Raw genomic sequence first — 17367 nt, 5'->3', positions numbered from 1 at the left:
GACCAGAAATCAGAAGCTGAACCGGAGGTTTACACCCAACCGGCGGGTCGTTGGAATACCGATAAAATCGAAGCCCTGCGAATTGCCGGCGCCAAGCGAGCTAACCTCCGGATCGAAGTTCAGGTGCTTGGGGAAGTTCGGGGCCAGATACCACAGATTACGGCCGCTAAGGGATAGATAAGCAGACCCAAACGGCGTTTTATCCAGCCATTTTTTCGGTAACTGATAGCCCAGCGATACTTCACGAAGCCGGAAAACGGTTGCATCTAAAACGTTTACCTCAGCCGCACCACCCGGTCCAAACCCACCCGTGAAATAATAGTCAGCTACCGCAATTCCGATGTTATTCGGAATCTTCTTCCCTTCTCCATCCAGTATGGGCTTCAGGGTATTCACATCCCCCAGTACACCCGGTCCTACCAGAATGGCTTCCCGCTCTTCGGTATCTTTCGTTACACCCCGGCTAAGCAGTTCGTAAGCCGTGAAGGAATACATGTCGCCCCCTTTTTTCCAGTCAAACAGCGCACTCAGCGTAATACCCTTATAGCTCAGCGAATTGGTGACACCCAGAATAAAATCGGGATTAGGATTGCCAATGGCCGCTGTTTTACCGCTTAGAATGGGCTTTCCGGTATTTGGATTAACCAGAATATTGCCTTCATCATCTTTAGCATAAGTCGATCCGCGAATCTGCCCGTAAGGCTGACCAGCAATGTGTACGCTGCCCAGATCGGAGAATCCACCGTAGGGTAACTCGGTCAGGTTGCCAATGTCCCGCACGATGTTGCGGTTCATGGTAAAGGCCGACGAAAGCGTCCAGGTCAATCCGTTGAGAGCCTTTACGGGGGTTGCGTTCAGCCCGATTTCAATCCCTTCGTTCGATGACTTACCCAGATTGATTACCTTTTGCGTATACCCGGATGAAGGCACAGCATTGACCGTAAAAATCTGCGACGTACTAATCTTGTTGTAGTATGTGATGTCCAGCCCAATCCGATTATTGAAAAACTGGAGCTCGGTTCCTAATTCCAGCTCGGTGATAAACTCCGGTTTCAACAAAGAATTGGCCAGCAAATCCGATTCGGTCAGTGTACTTTGTCCAGCAAAAGGAGAAGCAATCGTACCCGTTCCTGAAGCACCCGCGCCCAGAACCGGGTTGGCGATATAAACCGTCTGCGTCTGATACGGTGTGGCTTCATTGCCGACACGCGTATAACCAGCCCGGAATTTACCAAACGACAGAATATTTTTGGGTAGCTTGAACGCTTCCGTGAAAATCAGCGATGCACTGGCCCCGCCGTAGAGATAGCTTCGATTGCTGGCAGGCAACGTCGATGATACGTCATTGCGAGCTACCAGGTTCAGGAAGGCAAAGTTTTTATAATCCAGCGAAATGTCGGTGAAGAACGCAAAGAATCGCTGTTTGAAATCGTTGCGGTTGTTAGGCAGTACACGCGGAATGGTTACGCTGGTATTATTCAGCGAATTGATGCCCCGAAAAATAATACCATCACCAAAAACGACCTGGCGTTCGGTTAGTCGCTGGTTCACATTATTCCCTACAATAACTTTCAGTCCAATGTTTTCATTGATTGGTTTCGTAGCTGTTATCAGCAAGGTGTTATCCAGTTCCTGCCGGTAGATGTTATCGGTCGTGACATTGCCATTTGGGAAATAATCACCGCCTTTCCCGTTCACTACCGTGCGCCGATCCGTGTAGGCGTTGAAGCCAACGGTATTCTGCACATTCAACCAGGGCAATGGATCGAATCCAAGCACAACGTTCCCGTAATAGCGATCTACCTTACTCAGGGTAGGACTGTTAAGGACAGACCAATATGGGTTATCAGTCCCTACGCGGTCATACACGTTATTGCCGTTCAGCGGATTCGTATTCGGGAAACCCGTCAGGTCGTAGCTGGTCGGAACAAACATCAGAATGTCCATAATGGAGCTTCCACTCCCATTGGCCGCCGTTACCTGAGGAGATACCTGATCGGTGTTTACATAATTCAGCGCCCCGCTTAAGTAGAATTTGTTGTCTAGCTGCGCATTACCGCCAATGTTGACTGCTGTACGCGTAATCTGGTTTTCCCGGACAACACCCTGATTGGCGGTTCGTGACAAACCCGCCGTGAAGTTGCCTTTCTCACTGCCCGTCGATACCGACAGTGCGTTCTCAAATACGCTACCTGTACGAAAGAATTTTCTGGCGTTATCCTGTGAATAAGACTGGTATGGAATCTGAATTGGCGTTATACCATCTGCCTGATAAAACTCCGGAAACACGGTGGAAGGATACCGGTTGTTGGTTGTTAGCGGATGCGGAATCGTTGCCCGCGTAGGAATCAGACTCGTAATACCCTGATAAGGCGGCCCCCAGGAACCAAACACACCACTTCGATAATCGAAGTTGGTGCCCTGCCCGTAGCTCGTCTGATAATCAGGAAGTCCGGCTACGGTTTCCGTCGAATAGCCTGTATTGTAGGTAATTTCCAGCCCTTTCTTACTCTGACGCTTACCGGCTTTCGTTGTCACGATTATGGCACCATTGGCGGCCCGAGATCCGTAAAGAGCGGCTGCGGCCGCTCCTTTCAACACCGTCATTGTTAGAATGTTATTGGGGTCTAAATCGAACGCCCGGTTGGTAATGGTCGATCCGCCAACCGAGCCGTCGGTACCACCAAAACTGGAGTTATCGAACGGAACCCCATCAACCACAAACAACGGTTGGTTATTATTACCCAGCGACGAGTTGCCCCGAATGGTAATGTTAGTAGCACCACCCGCTGCACCGCCCGAGCCCTGAATATTCACGCCCGCAACTTTTCCCGTGAGCGCACGCAGTGCATCCGGCTCCGATTTCTGGGCCAGTTGGTTGGCATCCAGCGTACTCACCGAATAACCGAGTGCATTCTTGTCGCGTTTAATTCCAGCCGCTGTCACAACAACTTCGCTAAGTTGCTTCGTATCAGCCACTAACACAACATCGATCACCTGTTGTGCGCCAACCACAACCTCTTTGGACTGAAAGCCAACCGAGGAAAAAACAAGGGTGGCATTTTTGTCTGGGACATTAATCTGGTACGTTCCCTGTGCATCAGTAACCGTCCCAACGGTACTACCCTTCACCGTTACTGTTGTGCCGGGTAATGCCGATTTTTCTGCCGTGTCAGTTACTTTGCCACGCACAGCTCGCTGCTGGGCGAGCGCAAAAAATGGCAAAAGCAGGGTTAGAGCAAGGACAACTAGTTTCATAGATATTCAAGTAGAGATTATACATATAGAGAATGGCACTTAGTAAATGAAGCACCAATTATAAGGGATTATATTTTTTAATACTTATTTAATACAGAATAAAATTTTATTAAGTCATTATATTTAAATATTATCTATTAAACCTCCTATATTCTATCTACAATTGAATATATTAATTAGAAACGTAAACAGGCAAACAAAGACCTATTCTCAATAAACTACTACTAGCCAACAGATTACGTTAAAATTTATCAACAAGAGGCCATTATTTAAGCCATGAATAAGTATTTTTACTTAGTATGTTTTGGTTCTTACTCGATCGTGCAAGAATCAGTGCTACAGCGCTAAACGAACGTCTTAAACTAATTGAACAGTAATCTAATTCTCAACTTCACCTTATCTTCAAGGTAGCTCCAACAAAAAAGCCCCCCAATCTCTTGGGAGGCCAATGGTGTAAATAAAAGGGATAATCTAACTATCTGTCGTTTTCTTTTCGGCCTTTTTCATGTTCTTATGCATATGCTTCATGTCTTTTGCGGCATCCGCTTTTGCATCATCCCCCTCTTTCTTGGCCTCTTTTTTCATCTGCTTGGCTTCATGTTTCATTTCTTTATGAGCCTTTTTTGCATCATCCTGGGCAAAAGCAGCACCTGTCATCAACAGGACTGCAACTGCAGCGATCATTACCTTTTTCATAGTCTTCCTTAGATAAGTGAAATAAAACCAACATTAATTTAACCCTCCTCCAACGAAAAGGTTATTAAACTTTGGTTAAATCAGCCACTGACATTAAACGTCAACACGTTTAACTATCTGATTTTCGGGGCTTTTTCTTTGCTTTTACGGAAGATGCGCCAGTTCTGGTACTGCTGTTGGCATCGGTTGATGTTGTGCGGGGGCTGGTTGCATTACCCGCCTGATTTTGCTCAAGCGTTGTACCTGTTCCGGTCGATGCACCCATAGTTCCATCATGAGTATTTGCCGCCGACGGACTGGAGCGCGCGGCATCGACTGGAGAAATAGTACCAGCCGTGGTTGCTGGCTTAGTGCGTTTGGGCTGCTTTTGCTGGGCTACGGCGGTTCCGGCCATGAACAGCACGAAAGCAACAATTGCCATTGAGTTTATCATCGGTACGGGTTGTCTGGTTAATAATTGACTAACCCATACCGATGACAGTAGTTTTTGCGCCGGAAGAAATCTAAGCAAACGGGCTTAAAACAATTAGGCCGTTACGTTAAACTCCGACGTCAGATGGAACTGAATATCCGGGTTGTTTTGCTGGTTCATGCGCAACATCCAATCAGATTCGGCCAGAAAAACGGGATGCTGATCTTTATCGTAGGCGATCTGGTTGCCTTTCAGTCGGATAAACTCAGCAAGCTTAACCGGATTTTCGGCGGTGATCCAGCAGGCTTTTGTATAGTTGAGTGGCACCCAACGGCACTTCGCCCCGTATTCATTCTCCAGGCGATACTGAATTACTTCAAATTGCAATTCGCCCACGGTCCCCACAAACTTCCGATTGCCTAGTTCAAGCGTGAACAACTGGGCAACGCCCTCATCGGTTAGCTGTTGAATCCCCTTGTCCAACTGCTTGGATTTCATGGGGTCGAGGTTCACCAGTTCTTTAAAGATTTCGGGCGAAAAACTTGGAATACCCTGAAACTGTAGGTCTTCGCCCTCGGTCAGTGTATCCCCAATCTTAAACGTACCGGTGTCGTATAAGCCAACGACATCGCCAGGAAATCCTTCTTCCACGACGCTCTTGCTATCGGCCATAAAACTGAACGGCGAGGCAAAGCGAACGTTTTTGTCGAGACGGGTGTGGTGGTAGAATTTCCCCCGTTCGAATACGCCCGAGCAGATGCGCAGAAACGCAATACGATCGCGGTGGCGCGGGTCGAGGTTGGCGTGAATTTTAAAGACGAATCCGCTAAAGTTCTTCTCGTCAGGTAGCACCTCCCGTTTATCGGTTGGCCGGGCAATTGGTTCGGGCGAGATATCACAGAAACCTTCCAGTAGCTCTTTCACGCCAAAATTATTGACAGCCGAACCAAAAAACACGGGAGCCAATTTGCCATCCAGATAAGCCTGCCTGTCGAAGGAGTCATAAACGCCCTCAATCAGCTCAACATCTTCACGCAGTTGAGCCGCATCGCGCGCGCCTACCTTCTGATCAAGTAATGAATCATCCAGATCAATTGGAAGCACATCATCTTCAACGCGGGTCTTGTTGACTTTGAAGAAATATAACTTTTTCTCGATGAGGCTATAAACACCCTTAAAGTCAGAACCCATGTTTACAGGCCAGGTCATTGGCCGAACACGAATGTTGAGCTTCTCTTCCAGTTCGTCGAGCAGATCGAACGGGTTACGGCCTTCGCGGTCCAGTTTATTAATGAAAATAATAACCGGTGTATCGCGCATGCGGCAAACTTCCATCAACCGCTCGGTTTGCTCCTCAACTCCTTTTACGCAGTCGATAACCAGAATGACGCTATCAACAGCAGTAAGTGTCCGGTAGGTATCTTCCGCAAAGTCTTTGTGACCAGGTGTATCGAGAATATTAATTTTGAGATTGTCGTATTCAAACGTCATTACCGACGTAGCCACGGAGATACCCCGTTGCTTCTCAATTTCCATGAAATCGGAGGTTGCCGACTTCTTGATTTTATTGGATTTTACGGCCCCTGCCGTCTGAATAGCCCCGCCAAAGAGAAGCAATTTCTCGGTCAATGTTGTTTTACCGGCGTCAGGGTGACTAATGATGGCGAATGTCCGCCGACGAGCGGTTTCAGCCTGTATATTGGTTTGCATTATTCTCAGAATCAGACTACAAAGATACGAAGATTTAAGTGAAGAATGAAGCGTGACTAATAAACCTCATGTTGAGTTACTATGCTTCATTTTTCGCTTTTCACCTATAAAAACGCCCACAGTAACAGCGCCCAGCCAGCAATCATAGCCACTCCGCCTAAAGGTGTGATGGCTCCCAACCAGGTGATGCCGGTAAAGCACAGAACATAAAGTGACCCAGAAAAAATCAGCGTTCCGCCCAGAAATGAATACCCCGACCAGTTGAGAAGCTTGACAATGGTTGGGTTACTCCCAAATAACTGCATCAACACACCCACCAGCACAAGAGCCAGTGCATGATAAAACTGGTATTTAACGGCTGTTTCGAAGGTTGCCGCCCGGCCCGATGCATCGAGCATTGCTCGCAACGCATGTGCACCAAACGCGCCGAGCGCAACGCCCAGCAGACCTAAAACGGCTCCTGCCTGAATAAAGAATTTCATATCATTGTTTGTTATGCTGACAAAGTCAGGCCGCCAGAGCGGTAGTTTTAAAAAGGTCGTACTGGAAAATGCCTCCTTCTGCTCCGGCGTACCGGCCAGCATGACAGATTCAGTTCCGTGATCCAAAAATAGCACTCCCAACCCGCACCAGCGTGCTACCCTCTTCAACCGCTATCTGATAATCGCCACTCATACCCATCGAGAGCTCGGCGAACTGAACATTTTTACGGTTCATAGCAGCCAAGGTATCATATAACTGCTTGAGCCCGCGAAACTCCTGCCGAATCTGGTCGTCGTTGTCGGTGTTGGTTGCCAATCCCATAAGCCCAACAATCCGAACATTTTCCAGACTCTCCAGAGTTGGGTCGTTCAGCAGGTTTTCGGCTTCCTGAGCACTAAGGCCAAACTTGGTTTCTTCATCGGCAATATAAATCTGCAATAAACAGTCGATGGTACGATTGTTCTTTGCCGCCTGTTTATTGATTTCCTGTAACAGTTTGAGACTATCGACCGAATGAATTAAAGCCACAAACGGGGCAATGTATTTAACCTTGTTTGTTTGCAAATGACCAATCAGGTGCCACTCTACATCGGCAGGGAGCTGAGGCTGTTTCTCAGCCATTTCCTGTACTTTATTCTCGCCAAACTTTCGGCAACCCGCGTTATATGCCTCACGCAGCAACTCAACCGGTTTCGTTTTGGTAACAGCAATAAGTTGGGCGCGTCCCGCTAATTCGGTTTCGATCTGGTGAATCGTATCAGCAATCATAATGGCCTAAAAGTCGGTTCAACACCGACCGTTTATTAATATTGTGCAAAGATAGGTTTGAGAACTACGCGAAATCGTGTAGTTTTTGGCCATAAACCAGCTAACTGGTACAATAAACCGGTAGATGATATAGTTTTGGTAAGGATTTACACAACACCTTCGCTTAACAAATGACCCCAATGGAACCTAGACCCCAATCCCGAAACAATAGTCGCAGCTACTTGCTGGCCGCTCTACTGGTTCTGGCAGCATTAAACATATTACTACTCTATTTCTATTATCAGGAACGGCAGGATAATAAAACAAAAGATGCCACGATTGCGGCTAAAACGGAAGAAGTGTTATCCGCGAAAACGAAACTGGACTCCATTTCGGCTCAACTGGATGCCAAAATCGCTGAAATTCAGCAACTGGGTGGCAGTGTGGATTCGCTCATGAAAGTGAAAGCGCAACTGGAAGTCGATAAACGCGAATTACGGAATGTTAACTCCTTCGATCGAAAAAAATACGACCAGAAAATTCGAAATTACCAGGCTATACTGGCCCAGAAAGATCTGGAAATTGCCCGCCTGAAGGAAGAAAACGGTGTTTTATCCCAGCAGAACGAGTCGCTGTCGCAGGAAAACAATAGTTTGAAAGCAGAAAAACAAACATTGAGCGATTCGGTCGTTGCCGTGGCATCGAAAAATCAGGAGCTGAGCGAAAAAGTCACTATTGCTGCTGCGCTCAGAGCTGAGAACATTACGGTGAATGCCATTAATTCGCGCGGAAAAGAGAGCGACGGCGGCAGTTATAAAGCCCGGCGAATCGATAAAGTGCGGATTTCGGTGCGGATCGCCCCAAATGGACTGGCCAAGCAGGAAGAAAAAGTGCTGTATATGCGCGTTCTGGACCCGAGTGGGGCCGTTGTCTCTGATTTGGCTACCGGGTCGGGAGAGTTTACGTATAATGGCGAAGGCATGATTTATACAGCCATGCAACGGTTCAATTTCGACAATAGCCGCCAGCAGGTTGACTTCATTTATGGTCGCGGGGGGCAACGGTTTAGCCAGGGTCGTTATAGTATTGAAGTCTATTGCGAAGGCTTCCGGATTGGCGAGGGTGAGTTTACTGTGAAGTAATTGTTGGCGTCAATTGAAAATTCCCAGCAGGTAGTTAGCAAAAAAGCGACTGCCTACTGGGAATTTTCGTTTTTTTTCTTACCTTTGCGCCCTCATTTCAAACCAATTACGTACAATGTTTCCGAATAACTACGAAACGGTGTTCATTTTAACTCCCGTTTTATCTGAGATTCAGATAAAGGACGCCGTTGACAAGTTTCGCAAAGTGCTGACCGACAACGGTGCGGAGCTCGTTCACGAAGAAAATATGGGCCTACGCAAACTGGCCTATCCAATCCAGCACAAGAATACGGGTTACTACCAACTCTTCGAGTTTAAGGCTCCCGGCACGATCATCGAGAAACTCAACACCGAGTATCTACGCGATGAGCGCATCATCCGTCACCTGACGGTTTCACTTGATAAGCACGCCGTTGCTTACAATGACCGTAAGCGCAACGGCTTAGTGGGTAAGAAAAAACAAACCGAAAACGCCGGGGAGGCCAAGTAATCATGAGTTTGCAAAACGAATCAGTCTCGAAAACCGAGAACCGCAAAAAATACGACCGCTTCAAGAAAGCCGGCATCAAATACATCGACTACAAAGACGGAAACTTCCTGCTGAAACTGTTGAACGAACAGGGTAAAATTTTACCCCGGCGTTTGACCGGTACAAGCCTGAAAAACCAGCGTAAAGTGGCCCAGGCCGTCAAACGCGCTCGTCATCTGGCTATCCTGCCGTACGTAGGAGATTCACTAAAATAGTTTTCAGCTTATAGTTTATAGTTTTCAGTTGTACAGCAATCTTCTGTCCACAAAACTGTAAACGGACCTACTGAAAACTGAAAACTCTTTTAATCATGGATATCATTTTAAAAACCGATATTGCCGGCCTGGGCTATAAGAATGACACCGTAACGGTGAAGCCTGGCTACGGCCGCAACTACCTGATTCCTCAGGGATTTGCGATCATGGCGACCGATTCTAACAAGAAAATCGTCGCCGAAAACATTCGTCAGGCCGCTCACAAAGCCGAAAAAATCAAAAATGATGCCCAGGCAATTGCCGATGGCATCGGCGATATTACACTGACTATTCCGGCAAAAGCGGGCGATAGCGGCAAAATATTCGGCCGTGTTACAAACACACAGGTAGCTGACGCTCTGCGCGCAAAAGGCTTCGACATCGACCGGAAGAAAATTACGGTTGATGACGTAAAAACCCTCGGTACCTATGAAGCGTCACTCGACCTGCACAAGGATGTGAAGCACAAGGTTAAATTTGAGGTTGTGTCTGCAGAATAAGCACTTCATAACAAAAAACGGTCGGCCAGATTTATATCTCGGTCGACCGTTTTTTTATGCCTATACTTTCGCTTCAATTTCAGTGTAATACCATTCTACTGGGGCCTTGTATTCTTGAAATATCGAACATATTTCGCCAAAGACTTTAGCGTTTTTGTATTGAATCTGCCGCCAATCACAGGGTTCCAGCAATTTCAACGTTTCGCTCAGTGTCAGTTTCTGGGCCTCCTGCCAGTAAACCAGCTGTTTCTTATCGGCAATCGTTCGATACAACAAATCACGGGCACGAACAGAAAAGGAGATTTCCTGTAGTTTCAGTGGCGGAATTCGTTCAATAAACTCCTGCCGACGGTGAATTTCATGGCGCGCTTGATTAATTAATTCATGTAGTGATTCGAAACTAAGTGCTTTAATTCGTTTCTGGAAGGTCATCATTCTTGAGTAAATCGAAAAGAATTATTTCCGGTGAATGTATAAATAAAAGGCTATATCTCCTTACGTCAGGATAGATATAATAGTTAATAAATTTATACGGTTATATTTTATATTTATAGTATAGACGACAGATGAAATACATCAGGGTAGTTTTAGCACAATTTTTTACAAACCAAACACCAATATAACACATTAAATATCAGACAGTTATACACGAAATTAACTTTAAAAACAGGGACCTATTTGGCATATATTTTTGTTGATGCAGTATGCAGTTTCATACCGAATTTTCACCTGAACCACTCGCCCACCGTATTGGCCTCAACAGCCGTATTGTGACTATTGGGTCGTGTTTTGCTGAGGTTATGGGTCGTCGATTGGCCGACCATAAACTAACTGTCCTGGATAATCCCTTTGGCACGATCTTCAATCCCGTTTCTATTGCCAAGCTGCTAACAATGGCTCTTTACGGGACTTTGCCCGACGAGAATCGATACGTTGAACGCGATGGCGTCTGGTTTCATTACGACTTCCATTCGTCGCTCTGGGCAAACAGTCGGGATGAATTACGCAACCGGTTAACTCAAACCCTGGCGCAGACCAGTGATGCGATTTGCAAAGCTGACTTTCTGTTGCTTACCCTTGGTTCGGCGGTCGTTTACCGGCATATCGAAACAGGAAAAGTGGTAGCCAATTGCCATAAAATGCCGGGGCAGTTGTTCGAAAAATACCTGTATCAGATTGATCACCTCCGCGACGACATGACGCGGTTGCTGAAAACGCTGCACAAAGCCAACCCAAAACTTAAAGTCGTTTTGACGGTCAGTCCTGTGCGCCATACCCGCGATACGCTTCCACTCAACCAGGTGAGCAAATCGACATTGCGGGTAATCACGCATGAACTGACAGTTTGGAATGATTGGGTGTCCTACTTCCCTGCCTACGAATTAATGGTCGACGATCTGCGTGATTACCGATTCTACGAGGCCGATCTGATTCATCCGAACGCTCTGGCTCACGATTATATCTTTACCAAACTTGCCGAAAGTGCTTTCGATACCGATCTTCGTAGCTTTATTGATAAATGGGCGAACGTCAGTAAATCATTGGCACATAGACCATTGTACGGAAATAGTCCGGCTCATCAACAATTTCTGGCGAAGTTATTGGCACAATTAGAAGCCTTATCGAAGCAAGTCAACGTTTCGGCGGAACTGGCAGAGGTGCATCGTCGTTTAGAAAAATGTATGATGCATAATGAATAGTGAGTTATTGGACTCCAGTGCTGCATTCTACATTTTACATTATTTATTAGCCTGATGTCTGATTATCGATTATCGAAAGAAGCTGTTTTACAAGCACTAAGCACCGTTGAAGAGCCGGATCTGAAGCGAGATCTCGTTTCGCTCAACATGGTGAAAGATATTGAGCTGAGTATTGGTCAGGTTCGTTTTACGGTTGTGCTGACCACACCCGCCTGTCCGTTGAAAGAAGTGATCCGGAAGCGATGTGAAGATGCCATTCATACGCACATCGGCCCTGAAATTGAGGTAAAAGTCAACATGGTGTCTGATGTAACCTCAACGCGTGCCAATGCCCCAACACTTCCGGGTGTAAAGAATATTATCGCTGTTTCGTCGGGAAAAGGCGGAGTCGGGAAGTCTACCGTGACGGCAAATCTGGCCATTGCCCTGCATAAATCAGGCGCTAAGGTCGGTATCATCGATGCTGACATTTACGGTCCTTCGATGCCAACGATGTTTGGCGCCGAGAATATTCAACCCCGCATTTTTCAGGTAGATGGCCAGACCAGAATGGAACCGATCCAGCAGTTTGGCATCAAAATGCTCTCGATGGGCTTTCTGGTAGCTCCTGGACAGGCTATTATCTGGCGCGGCACCATGGCAGGGCGGGCTTTGCAGCAGTTCTTCTCCGATGCCGATTGGGGCGAATTAGATTATCTGCTCATCGATCTGCCACCGGGCACGGGCGACATTCATTTAACACTGGTGCAAACCGTTCCGGTAACGGGTGCTATCATTGTAACGACACCCCAAAAAGTGGCTTTAGCGGACGCGACGAAAGGACTGGCCATGTTCCGGCAACCGCAGATTAATGTGCCGGTACTGGGCGTTATTGAAAACATGTCCTATTTCACTCCGGCAGAATTACCCGAGAATAAATACTACATTTTTGGTAAAGGGGGAGGAAAGCAACTGGCCGATCAGTTTGATGTACCCCTTCTGGGACAGATCCCACTGATTCAGAGCATTCGGGAAGCGGGCGACGAAGGTCGGCCTGCCATCAGCGTTGGTGAGCCAGTGGCCAGTGAGGCCTTCCAGAATACTGCTGAAGCACTGGCTCAGCAGGTAGCCATTCGAAACGCAACGACCGAACGAACCAAACGCGTAGAAGTAGCCTGACAGCTTTTAGCCTGAACCAGGCAAGAGCTTGGTTCAGGCAGTTGCATAAAACCCCGATACCCTGTAACTTTACCGTAAATAGAAAATTTCATGGAAACGGTAGTTAATAACGACCAACTGATTACGAAGATCGAACGAGCGCTTGATAGCATGCGTCCTTATCTGGCAGCAGATGGTGGCAATGTGAAAGTGCTGGAAGTGACCGACGATAAAACCGTACGGCTCGAGCTGATTGGTTCCTGTGGTTCCTGCCCCATGTCAGCAATGACCTTCAAAGGAGGGCTGGAGGAAGCAATTCTGCGTGCCGTACCCGAAATTAGGAAGGTGGAAGCCGTGAATATTACGCCCGCGTTTTAAGACGAATAAGACCATGCTACCCGATGTCATATCAATTAGTCCAAAAGTTATGGGAGGGACGCCAGTCTTTAAAGGAACCCGGGTACCCGTTCAATCTTTATTCGACCATCTGGAATTAGGCATTTCAGTAGATGATTTTTTAGATGATTTTCCAACTGTTTCGAAAGAACAGGTTGTCGCTACCTTAAAGATAGCTGAGCGTTTATTGACAGCAACCAACCTCAATACAATCTATGAGGCTGTTGCTTGACGAAAATGTACCAAAGAAACTCAAGCAGGATTTAGTAGCTTTTCATGACGTTTTTACCGTTAGAGAGATGCGTCGGGATGGAAACGAAGATGAAGATGTACTTCAATTCCTGGTAAATTTTAACATGGATGCATTGATTACCTGCGATAAAAATCTTAGGTTTCAACAAAACCTCACCAAATATTCAACTCCAGTACTTGTGTTGGATACCTACACAAACGCATACCCAGTCTTAAAAGCGATTATTCCGGCCTTACTCGCAACATTAGAACAACCTTTAGAGTCTGGAGCAACTGTTATTAGAATTTGACCTTAAGCCACCTGCCCAAAACAGGCGGCTTTTTTGTTTCTTTGCGAATCGCATTATTCCTCAATTCAGTGAAAATAGGCATTTTCTTCGGGGGCCCGGCGCGGGAGCGCGAGGTGTCATATGCAGGTGGGCGTACAGCTCTGGCAAATTTAGATAAAGGCTTGTTCGAGCCAGTTCTGGTATTCGTAGATGGGCGAGGTCGATTCAGACTCGTGCAACCCGAGTTCCTGAATTCGCCATCGTTACGGGAGGCCCTGCCACAGGACAGCTCGGGTTTCTCGGTTTACGATGAATCGCTCGATCCAAACGTCCTGGACATAACCCTACTCGAAATTCGTCCAGAACATTTTCGGAATTACTTCGATCTGGCATTTTTGGCCATGCATGGTCCCGACTGCGAAGACGGTGCCATTCAGGGTTTGCTCGAATGGCACAAAATGCCGTATACAGGTCCGGGTTTAGTTGGTTCAGCGGTAGGCATCAATAAAATCTTACAGAATGAACTGATTGCACTCGCTAACGGGCAGCAGAAAAAAACAGCCACTATAAGTCGTGACGCTTACGAACGAGCCGATAAAGCGCAATTTTTCAAATCACTGACTGATCACCTGGGTTTACCAATCGTTGTAAAAGCCCCGCACCAGGGTTCTTCCATTGGCGTGGCTATCGTTCGTGAAGCCGATCTGGCACAATTCTGCCGGGCTGTCGAGCAATGCTTCTTTACGATGAGCATTCAACCAGACGGCTGGAGCAAACTGAGCGAATGGTCTGATTTATCGACCAGCGAAAAACAGGAATTAGCCCAGGCAATGGTCAGTCTGGATTCGGGGATTAGCTTTCCGGTTGTGATCGAACAAACGGGAGAAGTCATTCGGCATCCAAAAGACTTCGTTGAAAAACTCAATGAACTTACGAGGGTTTCGGGCGGATCAATTACCCTTGCCTCCCTCAACGCTGAAGACGAAGTGTTATTTGAGGAGTTCATCAGTGGCCAGGAATTTTCGTGCGGGGTTATTCAGGATGATGACCAGATGGCAATTGCCCTGCCGCCCACTGAGATATATAATGTAACGAGCTTCGATTTTGAATCGAAGTATAAGTTGAATACGACCAAAAAGCGGATTCCGGTTGAGACGACTCTCGAAAATAATCGCAAAATTCAGTTGGCCGTCGCCGAAGTTTTCACACGTCTGGGCATAAATGTCTATTCCCGAATTGATGGATTTCTGACCCCCGACGGCCGCGTGTTGCTTCACGATCCGAACACAATTCCGGGCATGTCGCCTTCGTCGCTTATTTTTAAGCAAATGGCAGAGATTGGCCTGAATCTGGCCAACTCCCTGACATATCTTATCCGCCAGTCATTACGGGAACGCATTCGTACGGGAAAAGATACGTTCCATCTCAAACGACTGTTGGCCGATCTCGATACGCAGCTCGCCAATCGCAAAGCTAATCCCCTTCCCGAACGCGTGATTTCATTCGGCATTAGTGATGAAGAATTTTTGGCGGCAAAGCAACAATACAACGAGCTGGCAGCATCGGGAACCGTACGGCCATCGCTGATGTACATTAAAGGCAAAGCCGAATCGCATGAAATTCCGTTGCATTTCCTTTTCAAAGACACCATCGCCGATTTGGAAGCAGCCCTAAATCAACCGCGCCATCCATTACTGCTGGAAACAGCGGAAAGAAGCGCTCACATTACGGCGAGGTATGTTTAACTCGTAGTACTTTTCAACAAATAGCTGAATATGACCAGATAGAAGGGCCTGGAAACGGCCCAACCATAACCATCTATCCATAAACGGCCCTTCATCGTGCAGACAATGAAGGGCCGTTTTTATAAAGACAGGGTAATCAGCTATTCTTGTTACTAAAATTCTCCAAATGATTCTACCGTAAGGATTTGGTGGGCAAATGGGGAATTGTAATTTTGGCGAATAATCGTTTCTGTATTAATCAGCCCTTTAGTATGACAACTACCCTTGACGCTTCTACCCAGCAGCGAATCGACCAATGGCTTGGCGGTAATTACGACGCCGACACTAAAGATGCCATCCAACACCTGATCGACTCGGGCAATATTACCGAACTGACCGATTCGTTCTACCGCGATCTCGAATTCGGAACAGGTGGTCTACGGGGTGTGGTTGGTGTGGGTTCTAACCGCATGAACCGCTACACGGTTGGCGCGGCCACCCAGGGGCTTTCCAACTACATCAATGCCGCTTTCCCCGATCAGGATATTAGCGTAGCCATTGCACACGATAGCCGCCGGATGAGCCCAGAATTTGCGCGGTTAGTCGCCGATATTTTCTCAGCAAATGGCATTAAAGTGTACTTGTTCAGTGCTCTGCGCCCGACTCCCGAACTGTCGTTTGCAATTCGGCAATTGGGTTGCCAGAGTGGTATCGTCGTAACAGCATCGCACAATCCACCTGAATACAACGGTTACAAAGTATACTGGAATGATGGCGCACAAGTGGTTGCCCCCCACGATAAAGCGATCATTGGCGAGGTGGCTAAAATCACATCGGTAGACGATATCAAGTTTGTGGGTGTTCCGGAAAAGATTCACCTGATCGATGAAGAAATCGATGCGCCTTATATTGAGCGCATCAAGTCGAATGCCGTTAATCCGGATGTTATTAAGCGGCAGGCAAACCTGAATATTGTTTATACGCCTATTCATGGCACCGGCATTACGCTCGTTCCGCGCGCTCTTGATGCGCTGGGCTTCACAAACGTTCATATTGTTGAACAGCAGGCAACACCCGATGGCAACTTCCCGACCGTAAAGTCGCCTAACCCGGAGGAACGGCCCGCCATGCAGTTGGCCCTCGATCTGGCTTTGTCGATCAATGCCGATCTGGTCATGGCCACTGATCCCGATGCCGACCGTGTGGGTGCGGGCGCTCGTAATCACCATGGTGAATTCGAGTTGCTGAATGGCAACCAGATGGCCAGCCTGATTATTTATTACCTGCTCAATGCCTGGAAAGACGCCGGGAAACTAACCGGTAATGAGTTCGTAGCGAAAACCATCGTTACGACCGACCTCATCGACCAGATGTGTGAACGCTACGGAGTAAAATGCTACAACACGCTCACCGGTTTCAAATACATTGCCGAAGTCATTCGTGAACTGGAAGGTCAGGAAAAATTCATTGGTGGCGGTGAAGAAAGCTACGGTTACCTCATCGGTGATTTCGTTCGCGACAAAGATGCGATTGCTTCCTGCGCCATAATTGCCGAATTGACCGCCTACGCCAAAGACAACGGTCAGAGTCTGTTTGACCTGTTGATGACGATGTATCAGGAGAACGGTTTCTACTATGAAGCCCTTGTATCGCTAACGAAGAAAGGAAAAGCCGGTGCCGAAGAGATTCAGCAAATGATGGCGGATTTCCGGGCAAATCCGCCTAAATCGATTGCGGGTTCAGCCGTTGTTCGGGTCGACGATTACAAAGCACTTACACGCCTGGACGCACAGAGCGGACAGACAAGTGCCATTGAAGCGGGGAAAATGGGCATTGAATCATCGAATGTACTCCAGTTCTTTACGGCCGATGGCACGAAAGTATCAGCACGTCCTTCGGGTACGGAGCCCAAGATTAAGTTCTACGTTAGCGTTCGTGAACCACTCGAAAGCAAAGAAGCTTTTGACGATACGTATGCGCAATTGAAAGCGAAAGTTCAGCGCGTAATCGATGACATGAAGCTGGTCTAGTCTACCTGTAATTATACTTATTTAAAAAAAATATAAAAAAATCCCGACTTATAAAAAAGCCGGGATTTTTTATGGGTAAAAATATTTTCAATAAAATTAAAGTAAGCTTAATTAGAATTAATCGAAGA

General features: G+C 47.1%; 18 protein-coding genes. 11 read left to right on the top strand and 7 right to left on the bottom strand.

The genetic code is table 11. From position 1 onward, the window contains the following. Positions 1 to 9: 9 nt before the first annotated feature. The 6 genes from GJR95_RS19940 to GJR95_RS19915 form a co-directional block, all read right to left on the bottom strand. Positions 10 to 3258 carry a SusC/RagA family TonB-linked outer membrane protein gene (locus GJR95_RS19940; RefSeq protein ID WP_162387533.1) on the bottom strand — a complete coding sequence of 1083 codons (3249 nt, stop codon included), beginning with the start codon at positions 3256 to 3258 and terminating at the stop codon, positions 10 to 12. 471 nt (positions 3259 to 3729) lie between these two features. Beyond that, the gene (locus GJR95_RS19935) at positions 3730 to 3954 is read right to left on the bottom strand and encodes a hypothetical protein (protein WP_162387532.1); all 225 of its coding nucleotides are present in this window, start codon (positions 3952 to 3954) and stop codon (positions 3730 to 3732) included. 109 nt (positions 3955 to 4063) lie between these two features. Further along, positions 4064 to 4387: a hypothetical protein gene (locus tag GJR95_RS19930; protein ID WP_162387531.1), complete on the bottom strand. Its 324-nt coding sequence runs from the start codon at positions 4385 to 4387 to the stop codon at positions 4064 to 4066. A gap of 93 nt (positions 4388 to 4480) precedes the next feature. Further along, positions 4481 to 6076, bottom strand: coding sequence for a peptide chain release factor 3 (locus tag GJR95_RS19925; protein ID WP_162387530.1), 1596 nt, complete (start codon positions 6074 to 6076; stop codon positions 4481 to 4483). A 104-nt stretch (positions 6077 to 6180) separates the two neighbouring features. Continuing rightward, positions 6181 to 6558 (bottom strand): DUF423 domain-containing protein, encoded by a 378-nt coding sequence (locus GJR95_RS19920; protein WP_162391782.1) that lies wholly within the window; start codon positions 6556 to 6558, stop codon positions 6181 to 6183. Positions 6559 to 6667: 109 nt separating this feature from the next. Further along, positions 6668 to 7327 carry a YggS family pyridoxal phosphate-dependent enzyme gene (locus tag GJR95_RS19915; protein ID WP_162387529.1) on the bottom strand — a complete coding sequence of 220 codons (660 nt, stop codon included), beginning with the start codon at positions 7325 to 7327 and terminating at the stop codon, positions 6668 to 6670. Between the two features lie 179 nt (positions 7328 to 7506). On the opposite strand from GJR95_RS19915, the gene GJR95_RS19910 reads away from it, so the two are divergent. The 4 genes from GJR95_RS19910 (at position 7507) to rplI (ending at position 9731) form a co-directional block, all read left to right on the top strand. After that, positions 7507 to 8448 (top strand): hypothetical protein, encoded by a 942-nt coding sequence (locus GJR95_RS19910; protein ID WP_162387528.1) that lies wholly within the window; start codon positions 7507 to 7509, stop codon positions 8446 to 8448. Between the two features lie 115 nt (positions 8449 to 8563). Further along, positions 8564 to 8938 carry a 30S ribosomal protein S6 gene (rpsF, locus tag GJR95_RS19905; RefSeq protein ID WP_162387527.1) on the top strand — a complete coding sequence of 125 codons (375 nt, stop codon included), beginning with the start codon at positions 8564 to 8566 and terminating at the stop codon, positions 8936 to 8938. Between the two features lie 2 nt (positions 8939 to 8940). After that, positions 8941 to 9192 (top strand): 30S ribosomal protein S18, encoded by a 252-nt coding sequence (gene rpsR / locus GJR95_RS19900; RefSeq protein ID WP_012925715.1) that lies wholly within the window; start codon positions 8941 to 8943, stop codon positions 9190 to 9192. A gap of 95 nt (positions 9193 to 9287) precedes the next feature. Continuing rightward, positions 9288 to 9731, top strand: a complete 444-nt coding sequence (gene rplI, locus GJR95_RS19895; protein WP_162387526.1) for a 50S ribosomal protein L9 — start codon at positions 9288 to 9290, stop codon at positions 9729 to 9731. A 60-nt stretch (positions 9732 to 9791) separates the two neighbouring features. Here the strand turns inward: rplI and GJR95_RS19890 are convergent, their stop codons facing one another. Beyond that, positions 9792 to 10166: a hypothetical protein gene (locus GJR95_RS19890; protein WP_162387525.1), complete on the bottom strand. Its 375-nt coding sequence runs from the start codon at positions 10164 to 10166 to the stop codon at positions 9792 to 9794. 269 nt (positions 10167 to 10435) lie between these two features. Here GJR95_RS19890 and GJR95_RS19885 point away from each other — a divergent pair, with 269 nt between their 5' ends. The 7 genes from GJR95_RS19885 (at position 10436) to GJR95_RS19855 (ending at position 17239) form a co-directional block, all read left to right on the top strand. Continuing rightward, positions 10436 to 11431, top strand: coding sequence for a GSCFA domain-containing protein (locus tag GJR95_RS19885; protein ID WP_162387524.1), 996 nt, complete (start codon positions 10436 to 10438; stop codon positions 11429 to 11431). A gap of 54 nt (positions 11432 to 11485) precedes the next feature. Beyond that, positions 11486 to 12589: an Mrp/NBP35 family ATP-binding protein gene (locus GJR95_RS19880; RefSeq protein ID WP_162387523.1), complete on the top strand. Its 1104-nt coding sequence runs from the start codon at positions 11486 to 11488 to the stop codon at positions 12587 to 12589. A 90-nt stretch (positions 12590 to 12679) separates the two neighbouring features. Next, a complete protein-coding gene (locus GJR95_RS19875) occupies positions 12680 to 12946 on the top strand; it encodes a NifU family protein (protein WP_162387522.1) in 267 nt (88 codons plus the stop codon). 13 nt (positions 12947 to 12959) lie between these two features. Next, positions 12960 to 13196, top strand: a complete 237-nt coding sequence (locus GJR95_RS19870; RefSeq protein ID WP_162387521.1) for a DUF433 domain-containing protein — start codon at positions 12960 to 12962, stop codon at positions 13194 to 13196. Next, positions 13180 to 13506 (top strand): DUF5615 family PIN-like protein, encoded by a 327-nt coding sequence (locus GJR95_RS19865; protein ID WP_162387520.1) that lies wholly within the window; start codon positions 13180 to 13182, stop codon positions 13504 to 13506. The genes GJR95_RS19870 and GJR95_RS19865 overlap by 17 nt, the downstream gene beginning before the upstream one ends. Positions 13507 to 13574: 68 nt before the next feature. Further along, positions 13575 to 15230, top strand: a complete 1656-nt coding sequence (locus tag GJR95_RS19860) for a D-alanine--D-alanine ligase family protein (protein WP_162387519.1) — start codon at positions 13575 to 13577, stop codon at positions 15228 to 15230. A gap of 251 nt (positions 15231 to 15481) precedes the next feature. Further along, entirely contained in the window at positions 15482 to 17239 is a 1758-nt protein-coding gene (locus tag GJR95_RS19855; protein ID WP_162387518.1) for a phospho-sugar mutase, read from the top strand. Positions 17240 to 17367: the final 128 nt, after the last annotated feature.

It is taken from the genome of Spirosoma endbachense, assembly GCF_010233585.1.
Classification (GTDB): domain Bacteria; phylum Bacteroidota; class Bacteroidia; order Cytophagales; family Spirosomataceae; genus Spirosoma; species Spirosoma endbachense.
This window is presented reverse-complemented; position numbering and strand designations above follow the sequence as displayed.

What these genes read in the sequence shown, in the direction of transcription:
- GJR95_RS19880 (WP_162387523.1), top strand. Translation starts at nt 11,486, where the DNA reads ATGTCTGATTATCGATTATCGAAAGAAGCTGTTTTACAAGCACTAAGC.
- GJR95_RS19865 (WP_162387520.1), top strand. Translation starts at nt 13,180, where the DNA reads ATGAGGCTGTTGCTTGACGAAAATGTACCAAAGAAACTCAAGCAGGAT.
- GJR95_RS19870 (WP_162387521.1), top strand. Translation starts at nt 12,960, where the DNA reads ATGCTACCCGATGTCATATCAATTAGTCCAAAAGTTATGGGAGGGACG.
- rpsF (WP_162387527.1), top strand. Translation starts at nt 8,564, where the DNA reads ATGTTTCCGAATAACTACGAAACGGTGTTCATTTTAACTCCCGTTTTA.
- rplI (WP_162387526.1), top strand. Translation starts at nt 9,288, where the DNA reads ATGGATATCATTTTAAAAACCGATATTGCCGGCCTGGGCTATAAGAAT.
- GJR95_RS19855 (WP_162387518.1), top strand. Translation starts at nt 15,482, where the DNA reads ATGACAACTACCCTTGACGCTTCTACCCAGCAGCGAATCGACCAATGG.
- GJR95_RS19940 (WP_162387533.1), bottom strand. Translation starts at nt 3,258, where the DNA reads ATGAAACTAGTTGTCCTTGCTCTAACCCTGCTTTTGCCATTTTTTGCG.
- rpsR (WP_012925715.1), top strand. Translation starts at nt 8,941, where the DNA reads ATGAGTTTGCAAAACGAATCAGTCTCGAAAACCGAGAACCGCAAAAAA.
- GJR95_RS19920 (WP_162391782.1), bottom strand. Translation starts at nt 6,558, where the DNA reads ATGAAATTCTTTATTCAGGCAGGAGCCGTTTTAGGTCTGCTGGGCGTT.
- GJR95_RS19875 (WP_162387522.1), top strand. Translation starts at nt 12,680, where the DNA reads ATGGAAACGGTAGTTAATAACGACCAACTGATTACGAAGATCGAACGA.
- GJR95_RS19935 (WP_162387532.1), bottom strand. Translation starts at nt 3,954, where the DNA reads ATGAAAAAGGTAATGATCGCTGCAGTTGCAGTCCTGTTGATGACAGGT.
- GJR95_RS19890 (WP_162387525.1), bottom strand. Translation starts at nt 10,166, where the DNA reads ATGATGACCTTCCAGAAACGAATTAAAGCACTTAGTTTCGAATCACTA.
- GJR95_RS19925 (WP_162387530.1), bottom strand. Translation starts at nt 6,076, where the DNA reads ATGCAAACCAATATACAGGCTGAAACCGCTCGTCGGCGGACATTCGCC.
- GJR95_RS19910 (WP_162387528.1), top strand. Translation starts at nt 7,507, where the DNA reads ATGGAACCTAGACCCCAATCCCGAAACAATAGTCGCAGCTACTTGCTG.
- GJR95_RS19915 (WP_162387529.1), bottom strand. Translation starts at nt 7,327, where the DNA reads ATGATTGCTGATACGATTCACCAGATCGAAACCGAATTAGCGGGACGC.
- GJR95_RS19885 (WP_162387524.1), top strand. Translation starts at nt 10,436, where the DNA reads ATGCAGTTTCATACCGAATTTTCACCTGAACCACTCGCCCACCGTATT.
- GJR95_RS19930 (WP_162387531.1), bottom strand. Translation starts at nt 4,387, where the DNA reads ATGATAAACTCAATGGCAATTGTTGCTTTCGTGCTGTTCATGGCCGGA.